The sequence below is a fragment of the Sphingobacterium hungaricum genome (assembly GCF_015210005.1).
Taxonomy (GTDB): Bacteria; Bacteroidota; Bacteroidia; order Sphingobacteriales; family Sphingobacteriaceae; genus Sphingobacterium; species Sphingobacterium hungaricum.
In genome coordinates this window covers 119,777-143,069 of sequence record NZ_MU158697.1, presented here as the reverse complement: position 1 = coordinate 143,069, position 23,293 = coordinate 119,777, and the positions used below count along the sequence as shown (strand labels likewise).

Annotated in this window: 11 protein-coding genes; 10 read left to right on the top strand and 1 reads right to left on the bottom strand. The window is 40.2% G+C overall.

The window, feature by feature from the left end:
* Positions 1-11: 11 nt before the first annotated feature.
* The 10 genes from C4F49_RS00560 to C4F49_RS00515 all read left to right on the top strand — a co-directional run bounded on the left by C4F49_RS00560 (position 12) and on the right by C4F49_RS00515 (position 22,602).
* The gene (locus C4F49_RS00560) at positions 12-1,907 is read left to right on the top strand and encodes a RagB/SusD family nutrient uptake outer membrane protein (protein WP_196933884.1); all 1,896 of its coding nucleotides are present in this window, start codon (positions 12-14) and stop codon (positions 1,905-1,907) included.
* A gap of 36 nt (positions 1,908-1,943) precedes the next feature.
* Positions 1,944-5,063, top strand: a complete 3,120-nt coding sequence (locus C4F49_RS00555; protein WP_196933883.1) for a SusC/RagA family TonB-linked outer membrane protein — start codon at positions 1,944-1,946, stop codon at positions 5,061-5,063.
* Between the two features lie 10 nt (positions 5,064-5,073).
* A complete protein-coding gene (locus C4F49_RS00550; protein WP_196933882.1) occupies positions 5,074-7,260 on the top strand; it encodes a RagB/SusD family nutrient uptake outer membrane protein in 2,187 nt (728 codons plus the stop codon).
* Between the two features lie 23 nt (positions 7,261-7,283).
* A complete protein-coding gene (locus tag C4F49_RS00545) occupies positions 7,284-9,080 on the top strand; it encodes a hypothetical protein (RefSeq protein WP_196933881.1) in 1,797 nt (598 codons plus the stop codon).
* A gap of 60 nt (positions 9,081-9,140) precedes the next feature.
* Positions 9,141-10,880 carry a hypothetical protein gene (locus tag C4F49_RS00540; protein WP_196933880.1) on the top strand — a complete coding sequence of 580 codons (1,740 nt, stop codon included), beginning with the start codon at positions 9,141-9,143 and terminating at the stop codon, positions 10,878-10,880.
* Between the two features lie 134 nt (positions 10,881-11,014).
* A complete protein-coding gene (locus C4F49_RS00535) occupies positions 11,015-14,251 on the top strand; it encodes a glycosyl hydrolase (RefSeq protein WP_196933879.1) in 3,237 nt (1,078 codons plus the stop codon).
* Between the two features lie 181 nt (positions 14,252-14,432).
* A complete protein-coding gene (locus tag C4F49_RS00530; protein ID WP_196933878.1) occupies positions 14,433-16,712 on the top strand; it encodes a family 78 glycoside hydrolase catalytic domain in 2,280 nt (759 codons plus the stop codon).
* A 14-nt stretch (positions 16,713-16,726) separates the two neighbouring features.
* Positions 16,727-19,525 carry a family 78 glycoside hydrolase catalytic domain gene (locus C4F49_RS00525; protein ID WP_231388158.1) on the top strand — a complete coding sequence of 933 codons (2,799 nt, stop codon included), beginning with the start codon at positions 16,727-16,729 and terminating at the stop codon, positions 19,523-19,525.
* Between the two features lie 188 nt (positions 19,526-19,713).
* A complete protein-coding gene (locus tag C4F49_RS00520) occupies positions 19,714-21,450 on the top strand; it encodes an alpha-L-rhamnosidase-related protein (protein WP_196933877.1) in 1,737 nt (578 codons plus the stop codon).
* Between the two features lie 114 nt (positions 21,451-21,564).
* Positions 21,565-22,602 carry a GntR family transcriptional regulator gene (locus C4F49_RS00515; RefSeq protein WP_196933876.1) on the top strand — a complete coding sequence of 346 codons (1,038 nt, stop codon included), beginning with the start codon at positions 21,565-21,567 and terminating at the stop codon, positions 22,600-22,602.
* A gap of 57 nt (positions 22,603-22,659) precedes the next feature.
* Here the strand turns inward: C4F49_RS00515 and C4F49_RS00510 are convergent, their stop codons facing one another.
* Entirely contained in the window at positions 22,660-23,238 is a 579-nt protein-coding gene (locus C4F49_RS00510) for a DUF4136 domain-containing protein (RefSeq protein ID WP_196933875.1), read from the bottom strand.
* Positions 23,239-23,293: the final 55 nt, after the last annotated feature.

Here is a 23,293-nt window from a genome sequence, read left to right as displayed (position 1 = left end):
TGCTAAAAATTATGAAATTACTATATAAACCTTATTTCCTTTTGTTATTGATCGCATTCATTTCATGTAACAAAACATTGGATTCAGCACCTGATGGAAAAATTAGCATGGATGAAATTTTTGAAGATCCCGTCAAGGTCGGAGCATTTCTAAATAGCTGCTACAACAATATTCCCGGTAAAGGTGCGCGATATTTCTTTTGGATGCGGGGACCAGTTGTATGGAGCGATGAAGCTTGGGACGCGGATGCTGAAGCAGAGCCTACCTTGACCACAGGCCGTATTTACAATGGAAATGTTTCTGCTCTAAATCATCCAGCGGAAGTTCCAGGAAGTGTAGAAGCAGGAAATGGCCAATATTGGGCAAGGTATTGGAATGCGATACGAAATTGTACAGTATTTATCAGCCGCATCGATAATGCCGTAGTTACTTCAGAAGAGGAGCGCCGTAGATGGAAGGCCGAGGCGCATTTATTGCGCGCTTATTATTATCATGAATTATTAAAATGGTATGGCGCAGTGCTTCCGATTACGCGAGAGCCGTATAGTTTTGAGCAGGATTTTAGCGAAGTCGTAAAAGCTTCCTATTATGAAGTAGCTAAATTTATTGAAGAAGATTGTAATGTTGCATTGGCTACATCAGAACTTCCTTGGCGCATTACTACGGGAGAAAGCTATCGGGTCACAAAAGCTCTAGCCGAAGCAATTAAATCTAAGATGCTTCTTTTTGCAGCAAGTCCTTTATTTAATTCAGGTGAAAATTATTGGGAAGAAGCTTACCAAGCAAATAAGACAGCAGTTGAAAATCTGAAACGCAACGGTTATGCACTGTACAATAAAATAAACTATCCTCAAACTTATCAATCTACGACTTCGTTTTTCGGCCCGAACAACGATGCATATGCAGCTCTTTATAATGAGTACTTCACTCAAGGAATGTCATTTGGCATATCCCAAATAGACATGGAGACAATTTTTCAAAGCCGAGAGGGACAGGGAAATATCTGGAACATTGATGGAATAGGTGCGCAAGATGGGTACAAATCAGGAACAAATCCTACACAAGAAATGGTGGATGCCTACGAAACTTCTGATGGACAACCTGTTCTAAATCTGAAACAGCCTTATTTAGATGAGAAACATTTACAGCCAAATTATAATTCCAACAATACGCTGTACAACCCACTTGATCCTTATGCAAACCGAGATCCGCGATTCTATGCATCCATTTATTACAACGGTTCTAAGAGAAAAGCACTATGGAATTTTATTGAAAGTCCAGACTCACCTGAAAACTATCCAGGTGGAATTGGGAACCGTACACGTATAATCAGCACGTATGTTGGCGAACCCCAAACTGGTATCAGTGCAACAGCCAGAAAAGCAACTCGTACGGGGTATTATCATCGTAAATTTTTACATCCTAATTCTGGAAATGATAATCCGATTGCTGGAGCAAATTATAAATTATTTAGGCTAGGCGAAATTATCTTGAACTATGCTGAAGCAGCTGCCGAAGCTGGTCATTTTACAGATGCTGAAAACGCAGTGAATGAAATTAGGGCACGTGTGAATATGCCCCCTATTCCATCTGGCTTGTCTAAAGAAGACCTATTGCTTCGCATAAAGAATGAGCGGCGCGTGGAGTTGGCTTTTGAAGAAAATCGATATTTTGATGTCCGCAGATGGAGCAACCCAACTGATGATCTCTCAGAAACAGATGCTTGGGTAACAGCTGCCGAAATTACGCGTAATCCGAACGGAAGTTATACCTATAGAAGAAGAACGGTGCGGGCATTGTCTAGGTCAAATTTCTCCAATCGCAGTTTATTGATGCCGATACCTTTACTGGAAGCTGACCGTTTGCGAAGCATTACAGGATTAAATTGGCAAAATCCAGGTTGGTAATTCTTTTTCTTAATTAATAAGTACAACAGATTATACATGAAAATACAGCATATTCTACTCAATATATTCTTTATGCTAGCCATGCTAGTGTATAGCAATTTAATTTTTGCTCAGCAAAGTGGAGTTATTATTTCGGGTAAGGTGACAGATGAATTTGATAAACCATTGTTTGGCGTCACAATCTTATCGAGCAAAGGAAAAAATGGAACGTCCACCGATATGAAAGGAGATTTTTCATTACAACTAAACGACCAGAGTCAAGAATTGAATATTCAATACGATGGCTATAAAAGTCAAGTTTTCTCCATTAGTGACTTAAATAACAATAGAATAAAATTGGAACGAAATATCCATAATGTCGACCAAGTCGTTCAATTAGGCTGGGACAGCAAACGAAGAAAGAACTTCGGCGGCGCTGTTTCCTCGGTTAACGGAACTACCCTAGAGCATTCGCCGGTCGCTAATCTATCCATGTCATTGGCCGGACGATTAAGTGGGCTGACGACACAGGAAACCTCATCAGAATTATCTAGGGCAACAACAAATTTACTTGTTCGAGGGATTTCGTCAACCCGTTCATTAGGCCCGTTGATAATGATCGATGGGATAATGATTCCTTACAATAGCGCACAATCTTTAGAATATATTTCAGCAAATGAAATTGAATCCGTATCTGTTTTAAAAGATGGCGCATCCCAAGCTATGTATGGAATTTTGGGTGCCAATGGAGTCATATTGGTTCAAACAAAAATGGGAAAAAAAGGACCAATAAACATTTCAACTACGCTGGACCATTCCATTCAACAAGTTACTACCACACCCATTATGTATTCATCGGCAGATTATGCTACCATGAGGCAACAGGCTTGGTTCAATGATTTTGGATCTGAAAGTAATTATAAACCATTGTTTACTGAAGATCAAATTGAAAAATTCAGGCTTCAAACAGATTCTTTGTATCCAAATAATAATTGGTATGACTACTATTTTAAACCCATGTCATCTATGCAGCGTGTTGCATTAAACGTTTCGGGAGGCAATGACCGTGTTCGGTATTACTCGAACGTTAATTTTATGCATCAAAGCGGATTCTTTAAAACTGATCAAGAAGATTACAATCCGAATCCATACAATGTGTGGGTTAATTTCAGGTCCAATTTGGATATAAACTTAAATAAATACCTAAAATCATTTGTTAGGCTTGCAGGAAATGTCAAACGTGAACATACACCAGGAGAAGGAAACCAAACAGTTTATGGAAGTATTTTTCAGTTACCACCGACCATGTATGGTCCGATAACGCCAGAGGCCTATGATCCTATAACGGGAGAGGAACTGCCGACAAGCCAACAAGTTATTACATCCGGAGACGTATCTGCAACTACATACGGAATGTTGAATAGAAGGGGGTATAGAAATCATACAGTGACCAATATTAATTCGCAAATTGGTTTAGAACTCGACATGAGCTTCTTGTTGTCTGGACTTTCTTCATCTGCTTTGTTCGCATACCAAACAAATTCTGTTGGAAGTTTAAGTACTTTACAAGATTATGCGCGGCTAAAACGCAATACGACTAACCTAGATGAATTGGTGTTTAACCCTGTTTTTAATAATGTGAATAGTCCATTGGCATATTCTAAAACACATTCATATTATTATCATTTATCCTATCAAGGAAAAGTAAATTATCAACAGCAATTTGGTAAACACGATGTGTCGGCGGTCGCTTATTGGTTCTATCAAAATTTGACAAAAACCGATACTGGCGCTCCAAACTTATTTCCATACAATCGAATGAGCTCGGCATTGAAAGGAAGTTATTCTTACGATGATCGATATGCCGTAGAATTGATTGGTGGGTATTCTGGTTCCGAACAATTTGCTCGCGATCAGCGCTATACGTTTACTCCCGGAGTTTCGCTAGCATGGAATGTAAGTGAGGAAGCATTTCTGAAAAATAATCAGCTTCTTTCAGATCTGCGGTTCAGAGGTTCATGGGCAAGAACAGCAACAGATCAAAATGGGCAAGGCCGATTTTCATACGTAGATAATATTACGGTCAATCGTGGTGGATACATCCCTTACTTGCAATATAACATTAATGAAAATGCGTACGGAAATGCTCGCTATGCCGCGGAGGTTTCGACTAAAAGAAATGTAGGGATTGATATCGGACTATTTAATTTGATTTCATTATCTGCTGACTTTTTTGATGAAAAGATGGACAACATGATGGTCGGAGCTACGGCATATGTTCCAGAATTTCAGGGAATACCTTTAGGGAATTACCCAAACATCAACGTTGGTAAATTTGAGAATAAAGGATTGGAAATTACATTGGAAGCAACTAAAGCTTTTAATAGAAATACAACAGTTTCAGTTGGAGGAATGTATAGCTATACTCGCAACAAAGTAATCAGTAACAATGAGGTACAGCGTGCCGAAGATTACATTCACCCATACCGTTCTGAAGGATTTTCAGTCGGGCAAGCTTTTGGTTATCTTATCGATTATTCCAATGGAAACGGATACATCAACACAGCGGATGAATTAGCGAATAGTCCTCAATATGAACAAAAGAAACGTCTTGGTGATTTTCTGTACCAAGATTTAAATGATGACGGAATCATTGATGACCGCGATCGTGTTCCTTTGGGAACAGGTTCTATTCCAAACCATTACTATGGAATATATTCAAATGCTAGCTATAAAAACTTCAGTTTACATGTTCTTTTTCAGGGTTTAGCAGGTTATTCTCGGATAATGAATGGCTGGGGAGTTCACGAGCAGCATTTCGAGGGTATTTATGGCTCTTTTCATCAAAATAGCTGGACTCCAGAACGATATGAAAGTGGTGCGGAAATAGGCTATCCATCCTTATCCACAACAGCTTCAGCAAGTCATCAGAACAATGAATATTTCGTGTATAACCGAAGTTACCTTCGATTGAAAAACGTGGAGCTATCGTATAGCCTAGAGAATAGTTTTGTTCAACGCATTGGCGCTCAAAGAATCGTGGTGCGCGTTAGCGGTCAAAACTTATTGACATGGCACAACATGAAATCGGATGACTTTGGCCCGGAAGCAGATAGCGGATTCGGTGCAATACCAGTTTATAGAGTGTACAATTTTGGACTTAATCTAGTTTTCTAATTAATTTATTATGGTTAAGAAATTTAAAAATATTATTGGCGTTTGTGTAGTTTTTCTATGTATTTCTTGTAACAAACAACTTGATTTACCATTGGATGGAAGAATTACGATGGAAGAAGTTTTTAGCGATTACAATCGAACTCGGGGTTATTTAAATTCCTGTTATGGCTATGCTGTTTCCCCGATATTGAGCCGGTCATCATTTACCGATGAAGCTCAGGATTCAGAAGTCATTATTTCTGGGAATCAATTCCTGAACTGGTACAATGGCAATGTAACGTCCTCAAATTTTGGATCGGTGTCGCCAGATGGAAGTCCTTGGGGACAATTGTACCAAGGAATTCGAAAATGTAATGTATTTATTGAAAACATTCCAACTTCGACGGCCTTTGCTTCAGAAACAACAAAAGCAGGCTGGAAAGCACAAGCGCATGCCCTGCGAGCTCTTTATTATTTACAGCTGGTAAAAAGATACGGCTCAGTTCCTTTGATAGATAAAGAACTTCCTGTCGGATCAGATTACACAAGCATCAGAAAAGCTTCGGTTGCCGAGATTCTTCAGTTTATCATCCAAGATTGCCGGGAAGCTTTGGCCGCGCCCAATGAACAAGATGGATTTTCTTGGAATATTTACGATAATCAGTTTAGGATGATGACACGCGGAGTTCCATACGCGATTATTTCACAAGCGATTACATATGCATCAAGTCCATTATTTTCTGACGGTTCGATTACCGCTGAAAGTGCAACAGCAATAAATGCAGAAGCTTTGGGTGCGCTATTGGCTAATGACTATAAATTGTTTGATGTTCAACCAACAGCTGGAAATGCTGAAAATTCGTATGCCTTATACTTTTTAACAAATCCAGATGATCAGCGTTCAGTCGACAAAGAAACAATCTATGGGCTGGGAGGGCGTCAGGAAGTTTGGCGATACGCAGGTTTGCCATCTACGGCCAATCAAGAGCGTGCGGGACATTGTCCTACACAAGGTTTGGTGGATGCTTACGAGATGGCGAATGGACAGTCACCTATTCTCGGATATCAAGATGCTGATAAGTTGTTGCCAAATATCAATACAGCTTCTGGATACGATCCGAATAATCCTTATGTTGGCAGAGATCCTAGATTTTACGCATCAATATTTTTTAACGGTGCGTCCAAAACTTCGAGAGAACAAGGATATGAAGAATATCCCATCACTTTACAGCTGGGAACGGCAAATCAAATGGTCATAAAAGAAGAGAATGGCTATTACGATATCGCTACTACTGGCGGTGATCCATTTATACAAACTTCGCCACTGACTGCAGATTTGAAGCTTTTCCCAAGCATTACCCTGGAATTTGAGTACCAAAGCACAACAGGCATCAATAGGCCAGAATTATTCTTTAGTCCTATCGCTGGAGGCCGATCGACTACCTATCCTAATATTCCTGCGGCTGCGGATTGGACAAAACATACCATCGATATTTCAGCAAGTGTGGCAAGGCTAAATTGGGGCAAAAGCGGAAATAACTTGCGGTTTGATGTGGGTGTTGACGGAAATAGATCTATTCGTATTCGAAATATTAAATTGATCGAACAGTCTGTTGCCTCGTCAAATTTAGTGGAAACTTTTGTTGGAGGAAATGATCAAATATCAAATAACAGCAGAAAAAACACAAGAACGGGTTATTACTTGAAAAAATATTTCAGCCATTCTTCCAATCTCAATAGCGTGGCGGATGGATTCATGAGATTATTCAGGTTGGCCGAAATCTATTTGAACTTTGCTGAATCTGCTTACCAATCTCATGGACCTGATGTTAAAATTGCTGTTGGCAATCAAATGATGAGCGCACGCGATGCGGTTAATTTTGTAAGAGCTCGAGCAGGTATGCCTGAGATTCCAGCTGGTTTATCAAAAGAACAATTTGAACTTCGCTACAGAAATGAACGGAGAATCGAATTTGCTTTCGAAGATCATCGGTATTTCGATGTGAGAAGATGGAAAATTCTGGAACAGACGGATCGATTTGTTACTGGAATGAGAATTGAAAAAGTAGGAAATAACTTCACCTATACTCGTTTCAAATTTGAAAATAGAAATGCTTGGGAGGATAAATTTTTGCTTTACCCGATAAATAAAAGCGAAGTGGATAAAGTATTGCGCCTTACTGGCGAAAACTGGCAAAATCCTGGATGGTTAGAATAATTTTTTAAAGCTAAATCAAATCTATGAAACTATTAAAACCTGCTTTGCCTTTCTTAGCGCTATTAACTATCAATAGTGCAATTGGCCAAATAAATCCCGATAGCTGGGCAGCTACGGATGCGCTTGGAAGAAAGGTACGGCAAGATGCGACAGAAAACCCAATTAAGAAAGACAAATTCGTGGCTATGTTCTATTGGACATGGCATCAAGGGAATGATGATAAAAATTATCAAGTAAAGAACATCACCGAGATTGTGAGAGATTATCCAGAGGCAATGAAAGACTACAATCATTTTGCTTGGGGAACAAAGAAACCTGGGTTTTTCTTTTGGGAACAACCCTTGTTAGGCTATTACAAAACAACGGATAAATGGGTGTTGAGAAAACATGCTGAAATGTTGGCTGATGCAAAAGTCGATGTCGTATTTTTCGACTGCACGAATGGTTCATTGCTGTGGCGAGAATCATACGAAGCTTTGTTAGAAACATGGGCACAAGCCAAATCGGATGGTGTCAATGTTCCAAAGATTGCATTTATGTTGCCCTTTGGGCCAATGCAAAACTCATTGGTTTCTCTGAGAGAATTGTTTAAGAATTTGTACAAAGTCAAAAAGCATGAAGATTTATGGTTTTACTGGAAAGGTAAACCTGGGATCATGGCTTATCCAGATAACTTGACCAATGAGGGTCTAGATGTTGAAATCCGGGATTTTTTCACGTTTAGGCCTGGGCAACCTGATTATGTTGACGGCCCCACTCGGAAAGATCAATGGGCTTGGCTAGAAAATTATCCTCAGAAAGGATATGTCCAAAATAGTCAGGGCGGTTACGAACAAGTTGCTGTCGGAGTTGCGCAGAATGCAAGTCCAGAAACGAATGGACATTGCTCTGCATTTAATCTAAAAGATGCTCAAGGAAGAAGCTTTAGCTTTAAAAACGGATTCGATCCTCGAGTGGATGGTTATTTATACGGATGGAATTTTCAAGAACAATGGGATCGAGCTTTTGAGCTCGATCCAGAACTGGTATTTGTTACTGGATTTAATGAATTTATTGCTGGGCAATGGCTGCCAAAAGACAGTTGGACTGGAGATCCTTTTTCGTTTGTCGATCAATTTGATTGGGAGCATAGCAGAGATATTGAACCAAATAAAGGCTGGGGAGATAAAGGTGATGTATATTATATGCAACTGATCGACAATGTGAGAAAGTTCAAAGGAATGCAGCCTGTTCAGGCGGTTTCTTCACCTAAGACCATTGTGCTGGGAAAGGCAAATGCTTGGGATCAGGTCTTTCCGTTTTACCAGCATTACAAAGGAAATACGGCCCATCGAAATCATGAAGGACGATATGACGAGCACTACACAAATACTACAGGAAGAAATGATCTAGTAGGAGCAAAAGTCGCTCGGGATAATGAAACTATTTTCTTTTATGTAGAAACCGCTGAGGCACTAACTTCGTCTACAGACCGAAATTGGATGCTCTTATTTCTCGATTTGGATCGAAGCAAATCGTCAGGATGGAATGGATATGATTTTGTCATTAACCGGATCAACCCCAAAACGGGAAAAGCAATTGTTGAGCGAAATGTTGGAAATCGCTGGGAATGGGAAGTCGTTGCTGAAGTACCTTTTACCGTTCGCAATAATAAATTAGAAATAGCCATTAAACGTTCGCAACTAAATTTGCTGAATAAAAAATTAGACTTCGAGTTTAAATGGAGCGACAATATGCAAGAGAACGGAAATATCATGGATTTTTATGTGAATGGGGATGTTGCCCCTGGCGGAAGGTTCAATTTTATTTATTCAGAATAAATCCTTTAAGTAGTTTATTCTTCAGTTCTCAATTTTACCTAACCATCGACCAACTTTAATATGAAAAAAACTATTTTGTTAACTATTGCTTGTGTTGCTTCCTCTTTTGTTTTTGCTCAAAATATTGGAGGAATTGACGGGCTCGGTCGAAAGATTCCGCAACAATCGGAAGTCGGCAATCTCCAATCGGATAATAAAATAGCGATATTTTACTTTTTGTGGCAAGGAGATCCATCTTCGCCAACATCAGAAAATGTCTATGATTTAACTAAACTATGGAATTCCTCGCCAAAAACATTTGAAGATTTTAATGATAGTGGTTGGGGTGGGGGCGCTGGTAGAGCAGGAAAATACTATTATTGGGGCGAGCCTGTTTGGGGCTATTATTCTGGTACAGATTATTGGGTCCATTTAAAAAATGTTCAATTATTGACGGATGCTGGGATTGATATTTTGGTGATCGATGCTACGAATCGCCTGACCTATCCTAGGCAGACGAAAGCATTGCTGGATGCATTGAAATTTATTAGAATGCAACAAAGCAAAGCACCTAAACTTGTTTTTTATACCAATTCATCATCGGGAGAAGGTATGCAGGAGTTGTACAACAATGTTTACAAAGAAGGGGCAGAGCTTCGAGATCCGGATGCATGGTATTATTTAGATGGAAAACCGTTGATCATTGGTCGATCAAAAGAAGCCGAGGGCAAAGATTACCAATCTTTTTTTACGATTCGCGAATCGCAATGGCCAAACGAGCCTCAAGTCGAAAATGGCTGGCCTTGGATTTCGTTTACCCGCCCTCAAAAAGTACATTACACGTCTAAAGGCCTTGCCGAAATTATCAACGTTTCTGCTTCGCAACATCCTAATTTAGATGCATCGATGGGCGGTTCTGTATTTTACGGAGCTACAGGGAATTGGGGAAGAAGTTTCAGGAATAATAGTCCCGGAAATCCACAGCAAGATATTAAATATGGATATAACATTCAAGAGCAATGGGATTATGCCATCAAGCAAAATGTTCCCTATATTTTTGTGACTGGATGGAATGAATGGATCGTTGGAAAATGGAAGCGCGGGAGCGGAAATCAAAATCATGCGCTTTTCGTAGATCAAGCGAACGGAGAGTATAGCCGGGATATCGAGCCGAGTTATTCGGACGGCTTAGAAGATCATTATTACATGCAATTGATCAGCAACAGCAGGAAATTCAAAGGTACAACTGCTCTTGAGTTGTTGAGTGATTTGAAATCGATAACATCATGGAATGACTGGAATACGGTATCTCCAGAATACACAGATTATGTTGGAGATATTTTACACCGGAATCATTCTAGCGGACTGTCTTCTCCAAAGCTGGATTATACAAATAATTCAGGAAGAAATGATTTTAAAAGCATGAAGGTCGCTCGGGACAAAAAATCAATTTACTTTTACGTCGAAACTGAAAATTTGATTACCGAGCCTACTCAGGATGATTGGATGACGCTTTGGATCAATACCAGCATGCAGAAAAAAATGGGTTGGAACGGTTATCAGTATCGTATTGTTCAATCGGATTTCTTGCAGGAATACGTTAACAACCGTTGGGTTGACAAAGTCAAAGTTATCCGAAAAACGGAAGGTTCAAAAATGATGATTCAGCTATCGCTGAAAGACCTTAAACTTAAGGCATCCGACATAAATTTTGAATTCAAATGGACCGACAACTCAAATGCAACAGAAATTTTAGATTGGTATAAAAATGGAGACGTGGCTCCAAATGGACGGTTAAATTACATCGTTAAATCAGAGTAAGGCTTCCTTAAAACCATCCTATAAAGGGATTAAAACGAAATCCACATGATAGTACATGATGGTTCCTAACTTCTGTAATGTTAAATTAGAAAATTCCTAGATAAACCAGTTCAATAAAATAAGTTTTTTAACGCATGAAGTACCTTATTCATTTCATAATCTTTCTAAATCTATTTGGATTTACAGCCTGCAAATCCACCAAACAACAGACACAATGGTCTGAAATTGAAAAAGTCTTCGTTGAGGCACATGACACAATCCAAACCAGTGTGTATTGGTATTGGATTTCGGATCATCTTTCGAAAGAAGGCGTGGTGAATGATTTGAAAGCAATGAAAAGTGTGGGGATTAATCGGGCTTTTATTGGAAATATAGGCTTGAATGACCTTCCTGGAAATCCTTACGGAAAAGTAAAAATATTTTCGGATGAATGGTGGGATGTTTTGCATACCGCTTTGAAAACAGCCTCGGAATTGAATATAGAAATCGGGATTTTTAATAGTCCAGGCTGGAGCCAATCGGGAGGTCCTTGGGTCAAATCCCAGCAGGCGATGCGCTACTTAAGTTCAAGAGATACCTTGGTCAAAGGGCCGTTCCGTTATACACAGAATTTAAAATTAAATAATGATCCATTTCAAGATGTACAGATAATTGCTTTTCAGGTTGGAGATGATTATTTTAAAACATTAGCAGATCTAAAACCGAAATTAACCGCAAGTGCGGGAATTCAAAATGCCGAACGATTATTGGATAACAATAAAGCAACGGAAACTAAAATTCCAGTAGGCAAAACGGCTACATTTTCCGTTCAGACAGACGATGCATTTACCGTCCGAAGCCTTACCGTATATCCTGCCGAACGGAGCATGCGTTTTCGCGTCAATTTAGAAGTGAAGAATGGAAATGCATATGAACAGATTAAATCATTTGAAGTTAATCGAAATAATCCCGCATTGAATGTAGGCTTTGAGCCATTTGCTCCAGTTGTAGTGAACATTCCAAATGTAAAATCCAACCAATTCCGTATCGCCGTGCAACCTTTGGATGGCGACGTGGGTATTACCGAATTAGAATTATCTTCGACAGCAAAAGTGGAACGCTATAAAGAGAAGACGTTGGCCAAAATGCATCCAACACCATTGCCTTATTGGGGTGATTATTTGTGGGACAGGCAAACCGAGTCGGATCTTTCCGATGGCTCAATAAATCCGTCTTCTGTTCAGCTGCTTGATTCTTTTATTTCGAAAGATAGCCTGTTAACTTGGGATGTTCCGGAAGGAAATTGGGTGATTTCGCGGACAGGAATGTTGCCTACGGGAACAACAAATGGACCGGCTAGTATTGAAGGAACAGGTTTGGAAATCGATAAGATGAGCAGCCAGCATGTTGCCTATCATTTTGATTCCTTCTTAGGGGAAATCATGAAGCGCATTCCGAAAGAAGACCGCAAAACATTTAAAGTTGCCGTTCAAGATAGCTACGAAACAGGCGGTCAAAACTGGACGGATGAGTTTCAGAAGAAATTCCAAAAATCTTTTGGATACGACCCCGCGCCTTATATTCCGGTTTTGTTTGGTCACGTAGTTGGCAGCCAAGATTTTTCTGACCGTTTTTTATGGGATGTGAGAAGATTTGTTGCCGATAATGTAGCCTATGAATATGTAGGAGGTCTGCGAGATATTAGCCATAAGCACGGACTAACCATTTGGTTGGAAAACTATGGACATTGGGGATTTCCGGGCGAATTCTTGCAATATGGCGGGCAATCAGATGAAATAGGAGGTGAATTTTGGAGCGAAGGCGAATTAGGCGATATCGAAAACCGAGCGGCTTCTTCTGCAGCACATATTTATGGAAAAAGAAAAGTCTCTGCCGAATCGTTTACGGCAGCAGGGAATACTTTTGGACGCTACCCTGCCATGTTCAAGCAACGTGGCGACCGCTTTTTTACCGAAGGCATTAACAACACTTTGCTGCATGTGTATATTCATCAGCCATACGAAGACAAAAAACCTGGAATCAATGCGTGGTTCGGCAACGAATTTAATCGATTCAACACCTGGTTTGCGGATATGGGCATGTTTACCGATTATTTGAAGCGCAGCAATTACCTTTTGCAACAAGGGACTTATGTTGCCGATGTAGCATATTTTATCGGTGAAGATGTTCCGAAAATGACAGGTGTTCAAAATCCTAAACTTCCTCAAGGTTATTCATTTGATTACATCAATGCGGAAGTCATTCAAAACAGAATGACCATCAAGGACGGTCGTTTCACCCTTCCGGATGGGCTTTCCTACAAAGTGCTCGTGCTTCCAGAATTGGAAACCATGCGTCCTGAATTATTGAAAAAAATTGCGCAACTGGTAAAAGAAGGAGGGATTGTATTAGGGCCTAAACCTCTTCGGTCTCCAAGTCTGACAAATGGCGAAGAGGCTGACAAGGAAATCAAAAAATTGGCTGATGAGTTATGGGGAAAAATTGATGTTAAATCAATTACAAAAAATGATTTTGGAAAAGGTCAGGTGTTTTCTGGCGTGAGCTTGGAAATTCTATTTGCTGAACTTGGCACAAACCCAGATTTTATTGCCAAAGGCGCGGATCAGATTCAATTCCTTCATAGGAATTTTCCTGATGCTGATGTGTATTTCATTTCGAATCAGAAAAATGAGAAAGCAAAATTTATTGGAAGCTTCAGGGGAATGAAATTGCAACCTGAGCTTTGGAATGCAGTGAATGGAAAAGTAAGCGATCTGCCAGAGTTTACTGTAAGCGATGCTACACTAGAAATCCCGTTGGAACTAAATGCTTTTGAAAGCGCATTTATTGTCTTTAAAAAACCAATAACAACTCAAGCAAAATCAGACGTTAAAAACTTCCCAAGTCCAAAACTTTCAGTTCCTGTCGAAGATAGCTGGAAGGTTGTTTTCAAAAACATCGATTCAACTTCATTTGAAAAAGCGAATTTTCAATTAATCGATTGGTCGAAGAGCTCGGATGATAAAATCAAGTATTTCTCGGGGACAGCGATTTATTCGAAAACAATAAAGATGAATGATGTCAGCAAAGGACAGAAAGTGTATTTAGATTTAGGGCATCTTATCGCTATCGCGAAAATAAAATTGAACGGACAAGATATCGGTGGTTTATGGACACCTCCATATAAAATTGATGTGACTGAATTTTGGAAATCCGGCGACAATCAGCTAGAAATCGAAGTGACCAATACTTGGGTCAATAAATTGATTGGAGAGGCTCGTTTGCCAGAAAGCCAGCGTTCGTCGTGGACAATTGTAAATCCGTATACGAAAGACAGCGCGCTGCATTCCGCTGGTTTGCATGGACCGGTCATTATCGAAGTGTATGAATAGATTCCTTCAAAAGAATACCGATTTCAACTAAATTGTCCTAAAATAGGCAAACATTCTAAATTCCATGATTGTACATGACAGTACTTTCATGGAATTCTAGTATATTATGCCCGTAAACCTTTGATAACTAGCAAAGCTGAATTTAGCGTTGCTATTGCGTGCTTTTTTTAAACCTTATATGATGAATTCGAAAAAGCTTTTCAGCTTTATTTTATTAGTTGCCTATTTTTATGCATCGGCTCCAAAGGCTTTCGCCCAATCGTCTTCCACTAAAGTTACCGAACTATTCGTTGATCTAATCCGATATTCAGATTATCAATCTGCTAATGGTTATAAAGAAAATTCTCGATGGCTAAAAGATCATTTTCAACAAGGTCAATCGGTCATTATACAGAATAAGAAACCAACATTCAGCTGGATTGTAGAAAGCAATGAGACAAATAGTAAGCAAACGGCTTACCAGTTGCTTGTTTCGGACGATTTGGAGAAACTGGCTAGAAACGAAGGTACTATTTGGGATTCAGGTAAGGTGACAAGCGCAAAATCCAGCGCAGTTTTATTTGATGGAAATGGGTTAACGTCCAATAAAGTGTATTTCTGGAAAGTAATTCTATGGACTGATGAATATACAACAAGCAGTAGAACGGCTTCATTTTATACAGGTGAATTAACTGATCGCTACACGACCGCATATTATCCTTTACAACGAACCGATCAGCATCCTGTTAAGATAACTGCGTTTGCAGATCATGTTTCAGCAATTGATTTTGGAAAGGCGGCTTTTGGACAGCTGCGCCTAAATTTAGAAAGTAAAGGACAGGATACGGTCTACGTTCGTTTCGGTGAAAAATTAGACGAAAATGGACGAATAGACACAAAACCAGGTGGCACGATCCGTTACCGAGAACATAAAATCGCATTAACTAGCGGACAGCATACTTATCAGGTTCGGTTTGATAAAGATAAGCGAAACACTGGTGCTGCTGCGATTTTAATGCCTGACTACATCGGTGAAGTCTTGCCTTTTCGTTATGTGGAACTTATCCGTTATTCTAAGAAAATAAATCCTGAGGACATCGTGCGCTCGATGGTTCATTATCCCTTCGATGATCAGGCCTCGTATTTCACTTCTTCCGACACAACGCTGAACAAAATATGGGATTTGAGTAAGTATAGTATCAAAGCAACAAGTTTTGCAGGGATTTATGTAGATGGCGATCGGGAAAGGATTCCATACGAAGCGGATGCACTGATCAACCAGTTGTGTCATTACGGCGTAGATCTTGAGTTTTCAATGGCTCGACGCTCGCATGAGTATTTGATCAACCGGGCAACTTGGCCAACCGAATGGATTATGCAATCGGTCATGATGGCTTGGACAGATTATTTGTATACGGGTGATCTTCGTTCGGTCGAACGCTATTATGAAGATTTAAAAGCAAAATCATTAACTGCCCTGGAGCAAGAAAATCACTTGATCAGCACCAAAGTCGGTCAGCAATCGCCTGAATTTCTTGCATCCATTCATTTACATAATGACCATCTGCGCGATATTGTGGATTGGCCACAAAAAGGAATTTTAGGTTTGGGGAAAAATGAAGAAGGCGAAACGGATGGTTTTGTCTTTAAAGAATACAACGCGGTCGTTAATGCGTATTATTACCACGTATTGTTGCTGATGGAAAAAATTGCCAACGAATTGGGGAATAATGCCGATGCGCAGTTTTACCAAACGAAAGCAAAGAACGTTTACGAATCCTACCAAAAGAATTTCTTTGATGCCGACAGGAAATTATATGTCGATGGAATCGGAACAGACCATGCAGCCTTGCATTCAAATATGTTTGCTTTAGCTTTTGGTTTAGTGCCCGAAAAGTACAAATCCGATGTGCTTTCCTTTGTGCTGAGCAGAGGAATGGCTTGCAGTGTGTATGGAAGCCAATTTTTGATGGATGCGCTATATGATGCGGAACATAATGACTATGCATTTCAATTGTTGACTTCTCAGGAAGAACGCAGCTGGTACAACATGATTCGAGTGGGAAGTACGATTTCTTTAGAAGCGTGGGACAATAAATACAAGCCGAATCAAGATTGGAACCATGCTTGGGGAGCCGTTCCAGCGAATATTATTCCCCGAAAATTAATGGGAATCGAACCGCTGACAGCTGGCTGGAATACCTTTCGGATAAAACCTCAATTGGGAAGTTTGACCCATGCATCTATAAAGGTCCCGACGATCAAAGGAGCAGTTTTAATGGATTTTAAGCAGATTGGGAATGTTGATGCTTATCAAGTCAGCATCCCTGTAAATACCGAAGCTGAACTTAGTTTGCTTGCATCAGGTAAACATGTCTCCGTCACAGTGAACGGACAGCGAGTGAAATTTACGCATAAAAATAAACGGGCTTATTTGCCAAATTTACCTTCAGGAAATTACACGATTGAGTTATCAAATTAAAAAGAATAACAATCATGAAACGAAATAGATCCCTTTTTATCATTCGAATCTCTGCTTTGATTCTTGTGTGTTTGTTGCATATGGAAGCATATGCTCAATCCTCGAAACTGGTTCCAAAAAATTTAAGGCTTGAGTATTTAGAAAACCCGATGGGTTTAGATAATCCATTGCCGCGTTTTTCATGGTTCTTGGAATCTACTGATAAACATGCTTTTGCGCAAAAGCAAACAGCATACCGTATACTCGTTTCGTCGACGGCTAAGAATTTAGCGAAGAATATCGGAGATGTTTGGGATACGGATTGGGTGAGTTCGAATGCCATGAATCAGATTGTGTACGCAGGCAAGGCATTGGCGTCAGACAAAAAATATTTTTGGAAAGTTGCCATAAAAGATGAAAAGAATAAGCTCTCAAAATGGAGCGATGATGCATTTTGGTCGGTAGGATTGTTAAACAAAACAGCATGGAAGGCCGAATGGATTGGCTCCGAGGTAGTTTTTGATCCATCCAAGAACGACTGCAACATCATTGATCCTTGGCTGAGAAAATCTTTTGACTTATCGCATAAACCCCAAAAGGCAATCATCCATGTTTCGTCCGTTGGTTTTCACGAACTGTATGTCAATGGAAAAAGAGTAGGCGAGGAAGTCATGGCGACAGCAGTAACTGATCATACAAAAAGAGCGCGGTATATTTCCTACGATATTGCATCCTATTTAAAAAAAGGGAAAAACGTTGTCGGCATTTGGTTAGGAACTGGCTGGTCGATTCATGGACCTTATGTGGTTAAGGATCGCCCGAACACGCCAATCGTTTTGGCACAGTCGGCAATCTATAAAAGTGAATATCCATCTGAGAATGAAGAACCCTTATTTTTCCTGAAGACAGATGCGACTTGGCTTTTAAAAGATAGCCCGAATCAATTGTTAGGGGTTTGGGATTCCAACCGGATGGGGGGTGAGTTATGGAATGCAAATCGGGAGGACCCATCTTGGAATCAAGAAACAACAGATGAGAGTCATTGGCGGCAGCCAACTGTGTACCATCCAAAATTAATCTTGTCATCACAACAAGTTGAAGGAAATAAAATGATGGACGAGATTCGCCCGATTGCTATTGAAAAGCAAGCGGACAGCTCCTACAGAATCGATATGGGCGTTAATTTTGCTGGCTGGACAGAGTTGAAACTCAAAGGAGAACCTAATCAGCGCGTGGATATTTTATTCTCGGAACGAGCACAGGAAGAAATGACTTTTCGTTTGCACAGTGCGTTTGTTTTTGATCAAAGCGGTGAAGGAACATTTAAAAATAAATTTAATTATAGTTCAGGCAGATGGATTACGATTAAGGGACTAAAAGAGGCACCTAAATTGTCCGATGTCAGAGGCTGGCTGGTACGTACAGACTTTAAGTCGGCAACTACTTTTACGAGTTCTTCTGAATTGCACAATTGGATTTATACGACCGTGCGATGGACTTATGAGAACTTGTCTTTGGGAGGTTTTATTGTCGATTGCCCGCAACGTGAGCGATTGGGCTACGGTGGCGATGCGCATGCAACCGTCGAAACGGGCATGCTGAATTACCATACGGCTGCATTTTACACCAAATGGATGGAGGATTGGCGCGATGTGAGCGGAACGGAATCCATTGTCGGAAATATGTACGATACGACATTCGCCCGAAAAAAAGTAATGAGCGGGAGGATTTTCAACAATGGAATTTTACCGCATACAGCACCCACCTACATGGGTGGCGGAGGGCCTTCATGGGGCGGAATAGTCGTTACGCTGCCTTGGTATTTTTACCAGCAATATGGCGATAAACAGATTCTAAAAGAGAATTTTCAACTGATCAAAGACTGGATTTCTTTTCTGGATAGCCAGACGAAGGACAATTTGTTGCAGCGTTTTGGCGGAAGTTGGGATTATCTAGGGGATTGGCTGTGGCCCAATGCGACCGCTGAAGGAATGAATAATAATTCGCCGCAGACGCTTTGTTTTAATAATTCTTATCGTGTCTATAATCTGCGGATTGCAAGCAAAATTGCGGGTCAGCTGGGTGCTATTGCGGAGCAACAAAAATGGGAAGAGGAAGCAGACGCCTACAGCAAAACTATTCATGAGAAATTTTACAATCCGCAGGATACCAGTTATTCGGATGGATCGATGGGCAATTTGGTTGCTGCATTGTTGGCTGATGTGGTGCCTTCTAACCTGAAAGCAGACGTGTTCAAACGCTTGGAAAATGAAATTCTGCATCGGAAAAAGGGACATATCCACGTGGGAATTACTGGTGGTGCCTTGTTGTTTAAATTGCTTCGGGAACAGAATAGACAGGATTTGCTGCTCGCCATGACTTCGCAAACGACGTATCCGAGCTGGGGCTATATGAAGGAAAACGATGCAACTACGATTTGGGAAATGTGGGAAAAAGATTTGCCCGGACATTCCTTGCTCCATAGTTCTTATTTGTATCCCGGAGCTTGGTACATCGATGGGATTGCCGGAATTAAAGTAGGAAAGCCAGGCTATACAGAATTTGTAATCGAACCTCCCTTGCTCAAATCGGATGATTTGACGGATGCCGAAGCTACATTTGAATCAACCGTTGGATTGATTAAAAGCAAATGGGCTCGCTCTCCTCAAGGTTTTTCGCTAGAAATTTCAGTGCCTCCAAATAGTACGGCTTTGCTAAAGGTGCGCAGGGACCATAATTTAACCATTCCTGAAAATCCGGGAATTGTAGAATTTGTATCAGATGAAAATGATATCCAGACCTATCGCCTGCAATCTGGCAATTTTACATTCTAAAGCTAAGTAAGCAAGCTATTAATGGATGACACTTTGAGCAATCTTAGATTGATTTGCCAAAGGCCATCAGAAAATTTTGCGTAGATTTTTCATTACTAATAGTGGTGTTTTCATGTAAGTACAGGATGGAGAAATGCTTTAAGTTTAATACATTTAGTCGTCAAATCTAAATTATAAACACAGCAAGCATGAAAAGCAGATTCCTCTTATTGTCCAGCATAGTATTAAGCAGTTTTCTATCAGTTAATTCTATTGCGCAGCATCGGCTGAGCGACAATAAAGAACACATTAGTCCGCTGACGCGAGAATATATTTATCCGACGAGGATTGTCTGGTCGGAAGGAGATGTGCTCCAAGCGCAGAACTTATTGAATGAAGGCGATGGCCAAGCAAATTTAACGAATACCCATAGCGTCATATTAAAAAACACAGGCAAAGCAACAAGCAGTATTTTAGTTGATTTTGGGAAGGAGTTGAATGGTTCTGTCGAAATCGTCACAGGGATGTGGGCAGGAAATGCTGCGCGCAATATTCGGATTCGCATGGGTGAATCTGTAAGCGAAGCGATGTCTGATATTGGCGAAAAGGGCGCAACAAACGATCATGCGATGCGTGATTTCACAATGAAACTGCCATGGCTCGGTAAAAATCAAACTGGAGAATCTGGATTTCGCTTTGCGAGAATAGACTTTTTGGATGCCGATGCGGAATTGCATTTGAGAGAATTGCGTGCAATCGCAACCTATCGGGATATTCCCTATTTGGGAACGTTTAAGAGCAGCGATGAACGCTTAAATAAAATTTGGGATGTTGGAGCCTATACGGTTCACGTCAATATGCAAGATTTTTTATGGGATGGGATTAAACGTGATCGATTGGTTTGGGTTGGTGATTTACATCCCGAAGTTTCCACGATCAATGCTGTTTTTGGATACAACGAAGTCGTGCCCAAAAGCTTAGATTTAGCACGCGACGCCACACCGTTGCCGGGTTGGATGTCGGGTATCAGTACCTATTCGATGTGGTGGATCATTATCCATTATGATTGGTACATGCAGCATGGAAATTTGGCTTACCTCGAAGAACAAAAACCTTATCTGCAAAACTTAGTAAAGCAGATCATTAGCAAAATCGACGGAAATAAAGAGTCGATGGATGGAACGCGTTTTCTGGACTGGCCTTCTAGTGAAGATCCATTGGCAATCCATGCAGGTCTTCAATCGATGACAATTCTATCGTTGGAAAAAGCTGCTTTGATCAGCGAATTTCTGAAAGATGAAGAAACAAAAAAACTATGTGAAGAAACGGTTTTGAATCTACGCAAACATCTTCCCGAGCATAATCAATCCAAGCAGGCGGCAGCGTTGCTTTCTCTGAGCGATATGATGGATCCGATGCAAGCCTATAATGAGGTTTTGTCTGTTGGCGGAGCCAAAAACTTTTCTACGTTTTATGGCTATTACATGTTGCAGGCAATGGCGAAAGCTGGGAAATACGATGAAGCCATACAAATTATCTCCACCTATTGGGGAGCGATGCTTGATTTGGGAGCCACGACTTTTTGGGAAGATTTCAATATGGAATGGTTACCGAATGCAACTCGAATTGACGAACCTGTACCCGCTGGAAAAGTCGATATCCACGGTGATTTTGGAGCTTACTGTTATGTCGGACATCGACATAGTTTGAGTCATGGATGGGCTTCAGGTCCCACGGCTTGGTTATCCGAGCACGTATTGGGAGTCCAGTTAGCCGAACCCGGCGGTACAAAATATAGAATCAAACCCAATCTAGGGCATCTGGATTTTGTAGAAGGTACATTTCCGACGAAATTCGGAGTGATTGAAATCAAGCATAGTAAAAATGCGAATGGAAAGGTTATTTCTAAAATAAAAGCGCCTAGAGGAATTAAAATTGTCAAATAAATCATAGGATTCGTTATAGAAATAAAATATATAATCGGCATAGCGGATGAATTGAACGAAGATTTTTTTATCTTAGAATATCATAGACCTCGGACATTCATTTATACATAGTATATGACTCAAAACATTTCCAATTTTCTGATGACCATCGAGATAAGTGATTTTTCGGCTACGCCGAAATATCTACAATTGGCAAATGCGATTATTGAGGCCGTGAAAATGGGTTCGGTTGTCAAAGGCGAAATGCTGCCTTCCATCAATGAGCTAAGCTTATATTTGGATATTTCTAGAGATACCGTCGAAAAAGGGTATAAGTTTCTGAAAAATAAAGAGGTGATTGCTTCCACTCCAGGAAAGGGTTATTTCATTGCCACAGCAGACGTGAAACAGCGGCAGAAAATTGCTCTTTTCCTCAACAAGCTGAGCGCGCATAAAAAAATTGTCTATGATTCCTTTGCCAGAGAAATGGGAGAGGATGCCTCGCTGGATTTATTTGTGTACAACAGCGACATTTCTTATTTGCGGACATTGTTAAAAAACCTGACCAAGACCTATGAGCATTATGTGGTTTTTCCGCATTTTAAAGAGGGCAGGGATCAAGCTGCGGATGTTGTCAAACTGATTCCGACAGAGAAATTAGTTTTGTTAGGGAGAATGATTGAAGACCTTCCGGGTTTATTTCCTGCGGTCTATGAGAATTATGAAAAGGATATTTATGGCGCTTTAGAGGAAGCGCTAGAGGAATTGAGCAAATACAATACGCTAAAATTGATATTTCCTGATAACAGCGATTATCCGAAAGCAATCATCAAGGGCTTCTATAAATTTTGTCAACAATATGCTTTCAATCATATTTTGGTCAGCAATGTGTCCAAAGAAAAAATAGCGAAGGGCATTTGTTACATCAATTTGGCGGAAGATGATTTGGTAACTTTATTGGATAAGGTTATCGTGAAAAATTTTCAGATTGGAAAGGATGTCGGTATTATTTCATACAATGAAACTCCGCTGAAAAAGTTTATTTTAAATGGCATCACGACAATTTCGACAGATTTTGAAATGATGGGAAAGGCTGCTGCGCAATTGATTAAGAACAAATCGACCGAGCACGTCGAAATTCCTTTTTACCTAACTTTAAGAAGCTCCCTTTAAATTAAGGATGTATAAAAACAAGCAAAAAAAATCGCCCTTGAGGCGATTTTTTGTGTTTTATTTTGTTAGCGCAACCGGATATTCTTTCATAATCCCGGATACTAATTTTGGTAATTTGTTAATTGCTTTTTCAGGAGCGTTAACTTCACCCGAACCTCTTGCTTGCCAAACTACTTTATTTGTTTTGCGGTCTACAGCTTCAATGATTAAATGAGCGTAACGGAATTTTTCTTTTCCAACAGGATAACTAAATCCACCTCCATAGAATCCCCAAGGTCTGTGCCATCCCCAGCCCCAACCCCAGCCCATGCCCATTCCGTAATAAGGAGTAGCATACACCATTCTGCTTTTGTTATTAACGATGGAAATGTATCTGAACAATATATCTGGATTCTGTTTAGAATAGGTCAAACCGCGAGCTTCCAATTCTTGATTAGCTGTTGAAAGAATTTTTTCTTCGGCAATATCATTTGAGAAATATCCTTTGGATAAGGAATCTGCTCCAGGAAGCCATCCGTAAGTTTTGTATTGTGAAAAATCTACACTTTGTATACGCGTCGTGTTATAGCGATACGAAGAGCAAGATGCTAAAAACAAAATTAGCCCTGCTGACAAGAAAAATATGAACCTTTTCATAAGAATATTTTTTAGCTTAATTATCTGTAAGACTCTGTGAATTAGTAATGGTTTA

What these genes read in the sequence shown, in the direction of transcription:
- C4F49_RS00550 (WP_196933882.1), top strand. Translation starts at nt 5,074, where the DNA reads ATGGTTAAGAAATTTAAAAATATTATTGGCGTTTGTGTAGTTTTTCTA.
- C4F49_RS00510 (WP_196933875.1), bottom strand. Translation starts at nt 23,238, where the DNA reads ATGAAAAGGTTCATATTTTTCTTGTCAGCAGGGCTAATTTTGTTTTTA.
- C4F49_RS00535 (WP_196933879.1), top strand. Translation starts at nt 11,015, where the DNA reads ATGAAGTACCTTATTCATTTCATAATCTTTCTAAATCTATTTGGATTT.
- C4F49_RS00555 (WP_196933883.1), top strand. Translation starts at nt 1,944, where the DNA reads ATGAAAATACAGCATATTCTACTCAATATATTCTTTATGCTAGCCATG.
- C4F49_RS00530 (WP_196933878.1), top strand. Translation starts at nt 14,433, where the DNA reads ATGAATTCGAAAAAGCTTTTCAGCTTTATTTTATTAGTTGCCTATTTT.
- C4F49_RS00515 (WP_196933876.1), top strand. Translation starts at nt 21,565, where the DNA reads ATGACTCAAAACATTTCCAATTTTCTGATGACCATCGAGATAAGTGAT.
- C4F49_RS00525 (WP_231388158.1), top strand. Translation starts at nt 16,727, where the DNA reads ATGAAACGAAATAGATCCCTTTTTATCATTCGAATCTCTGCTTTGATT.
- C4F49_RS00560 (WP_196933884.1), top strand. Translation starts at nt 12, where the DNA reads ATGAAATTACTATATAAACCTTATTTCCTTTTGTTATTGATCGCATTC.
- C4F49_RS00545 (WP_196933881.1), top strand. Translation starts at nt 7,284, where the DNA reads ATGAAACTATTAAAACCTGCTTTGCCTTTCTTAGCGCTATTAACTATC.
- C4F49_RS00540 (WP_196933880.1), top strand. Translation starts at nt 9,141, where the DNA reads ATGAAAAAAACTATTTTGTTAACTATTGCTTGTGTTGCTTCCTCTTTT.
- C4F49_RS00520 (WP_196933877.1), top strand. Translation starts at nt 19,714, where the DNA reads ATGAAAAGCAGATTCCTCTTATTGTCCAGCATAGTATTAAGCAGTTTT.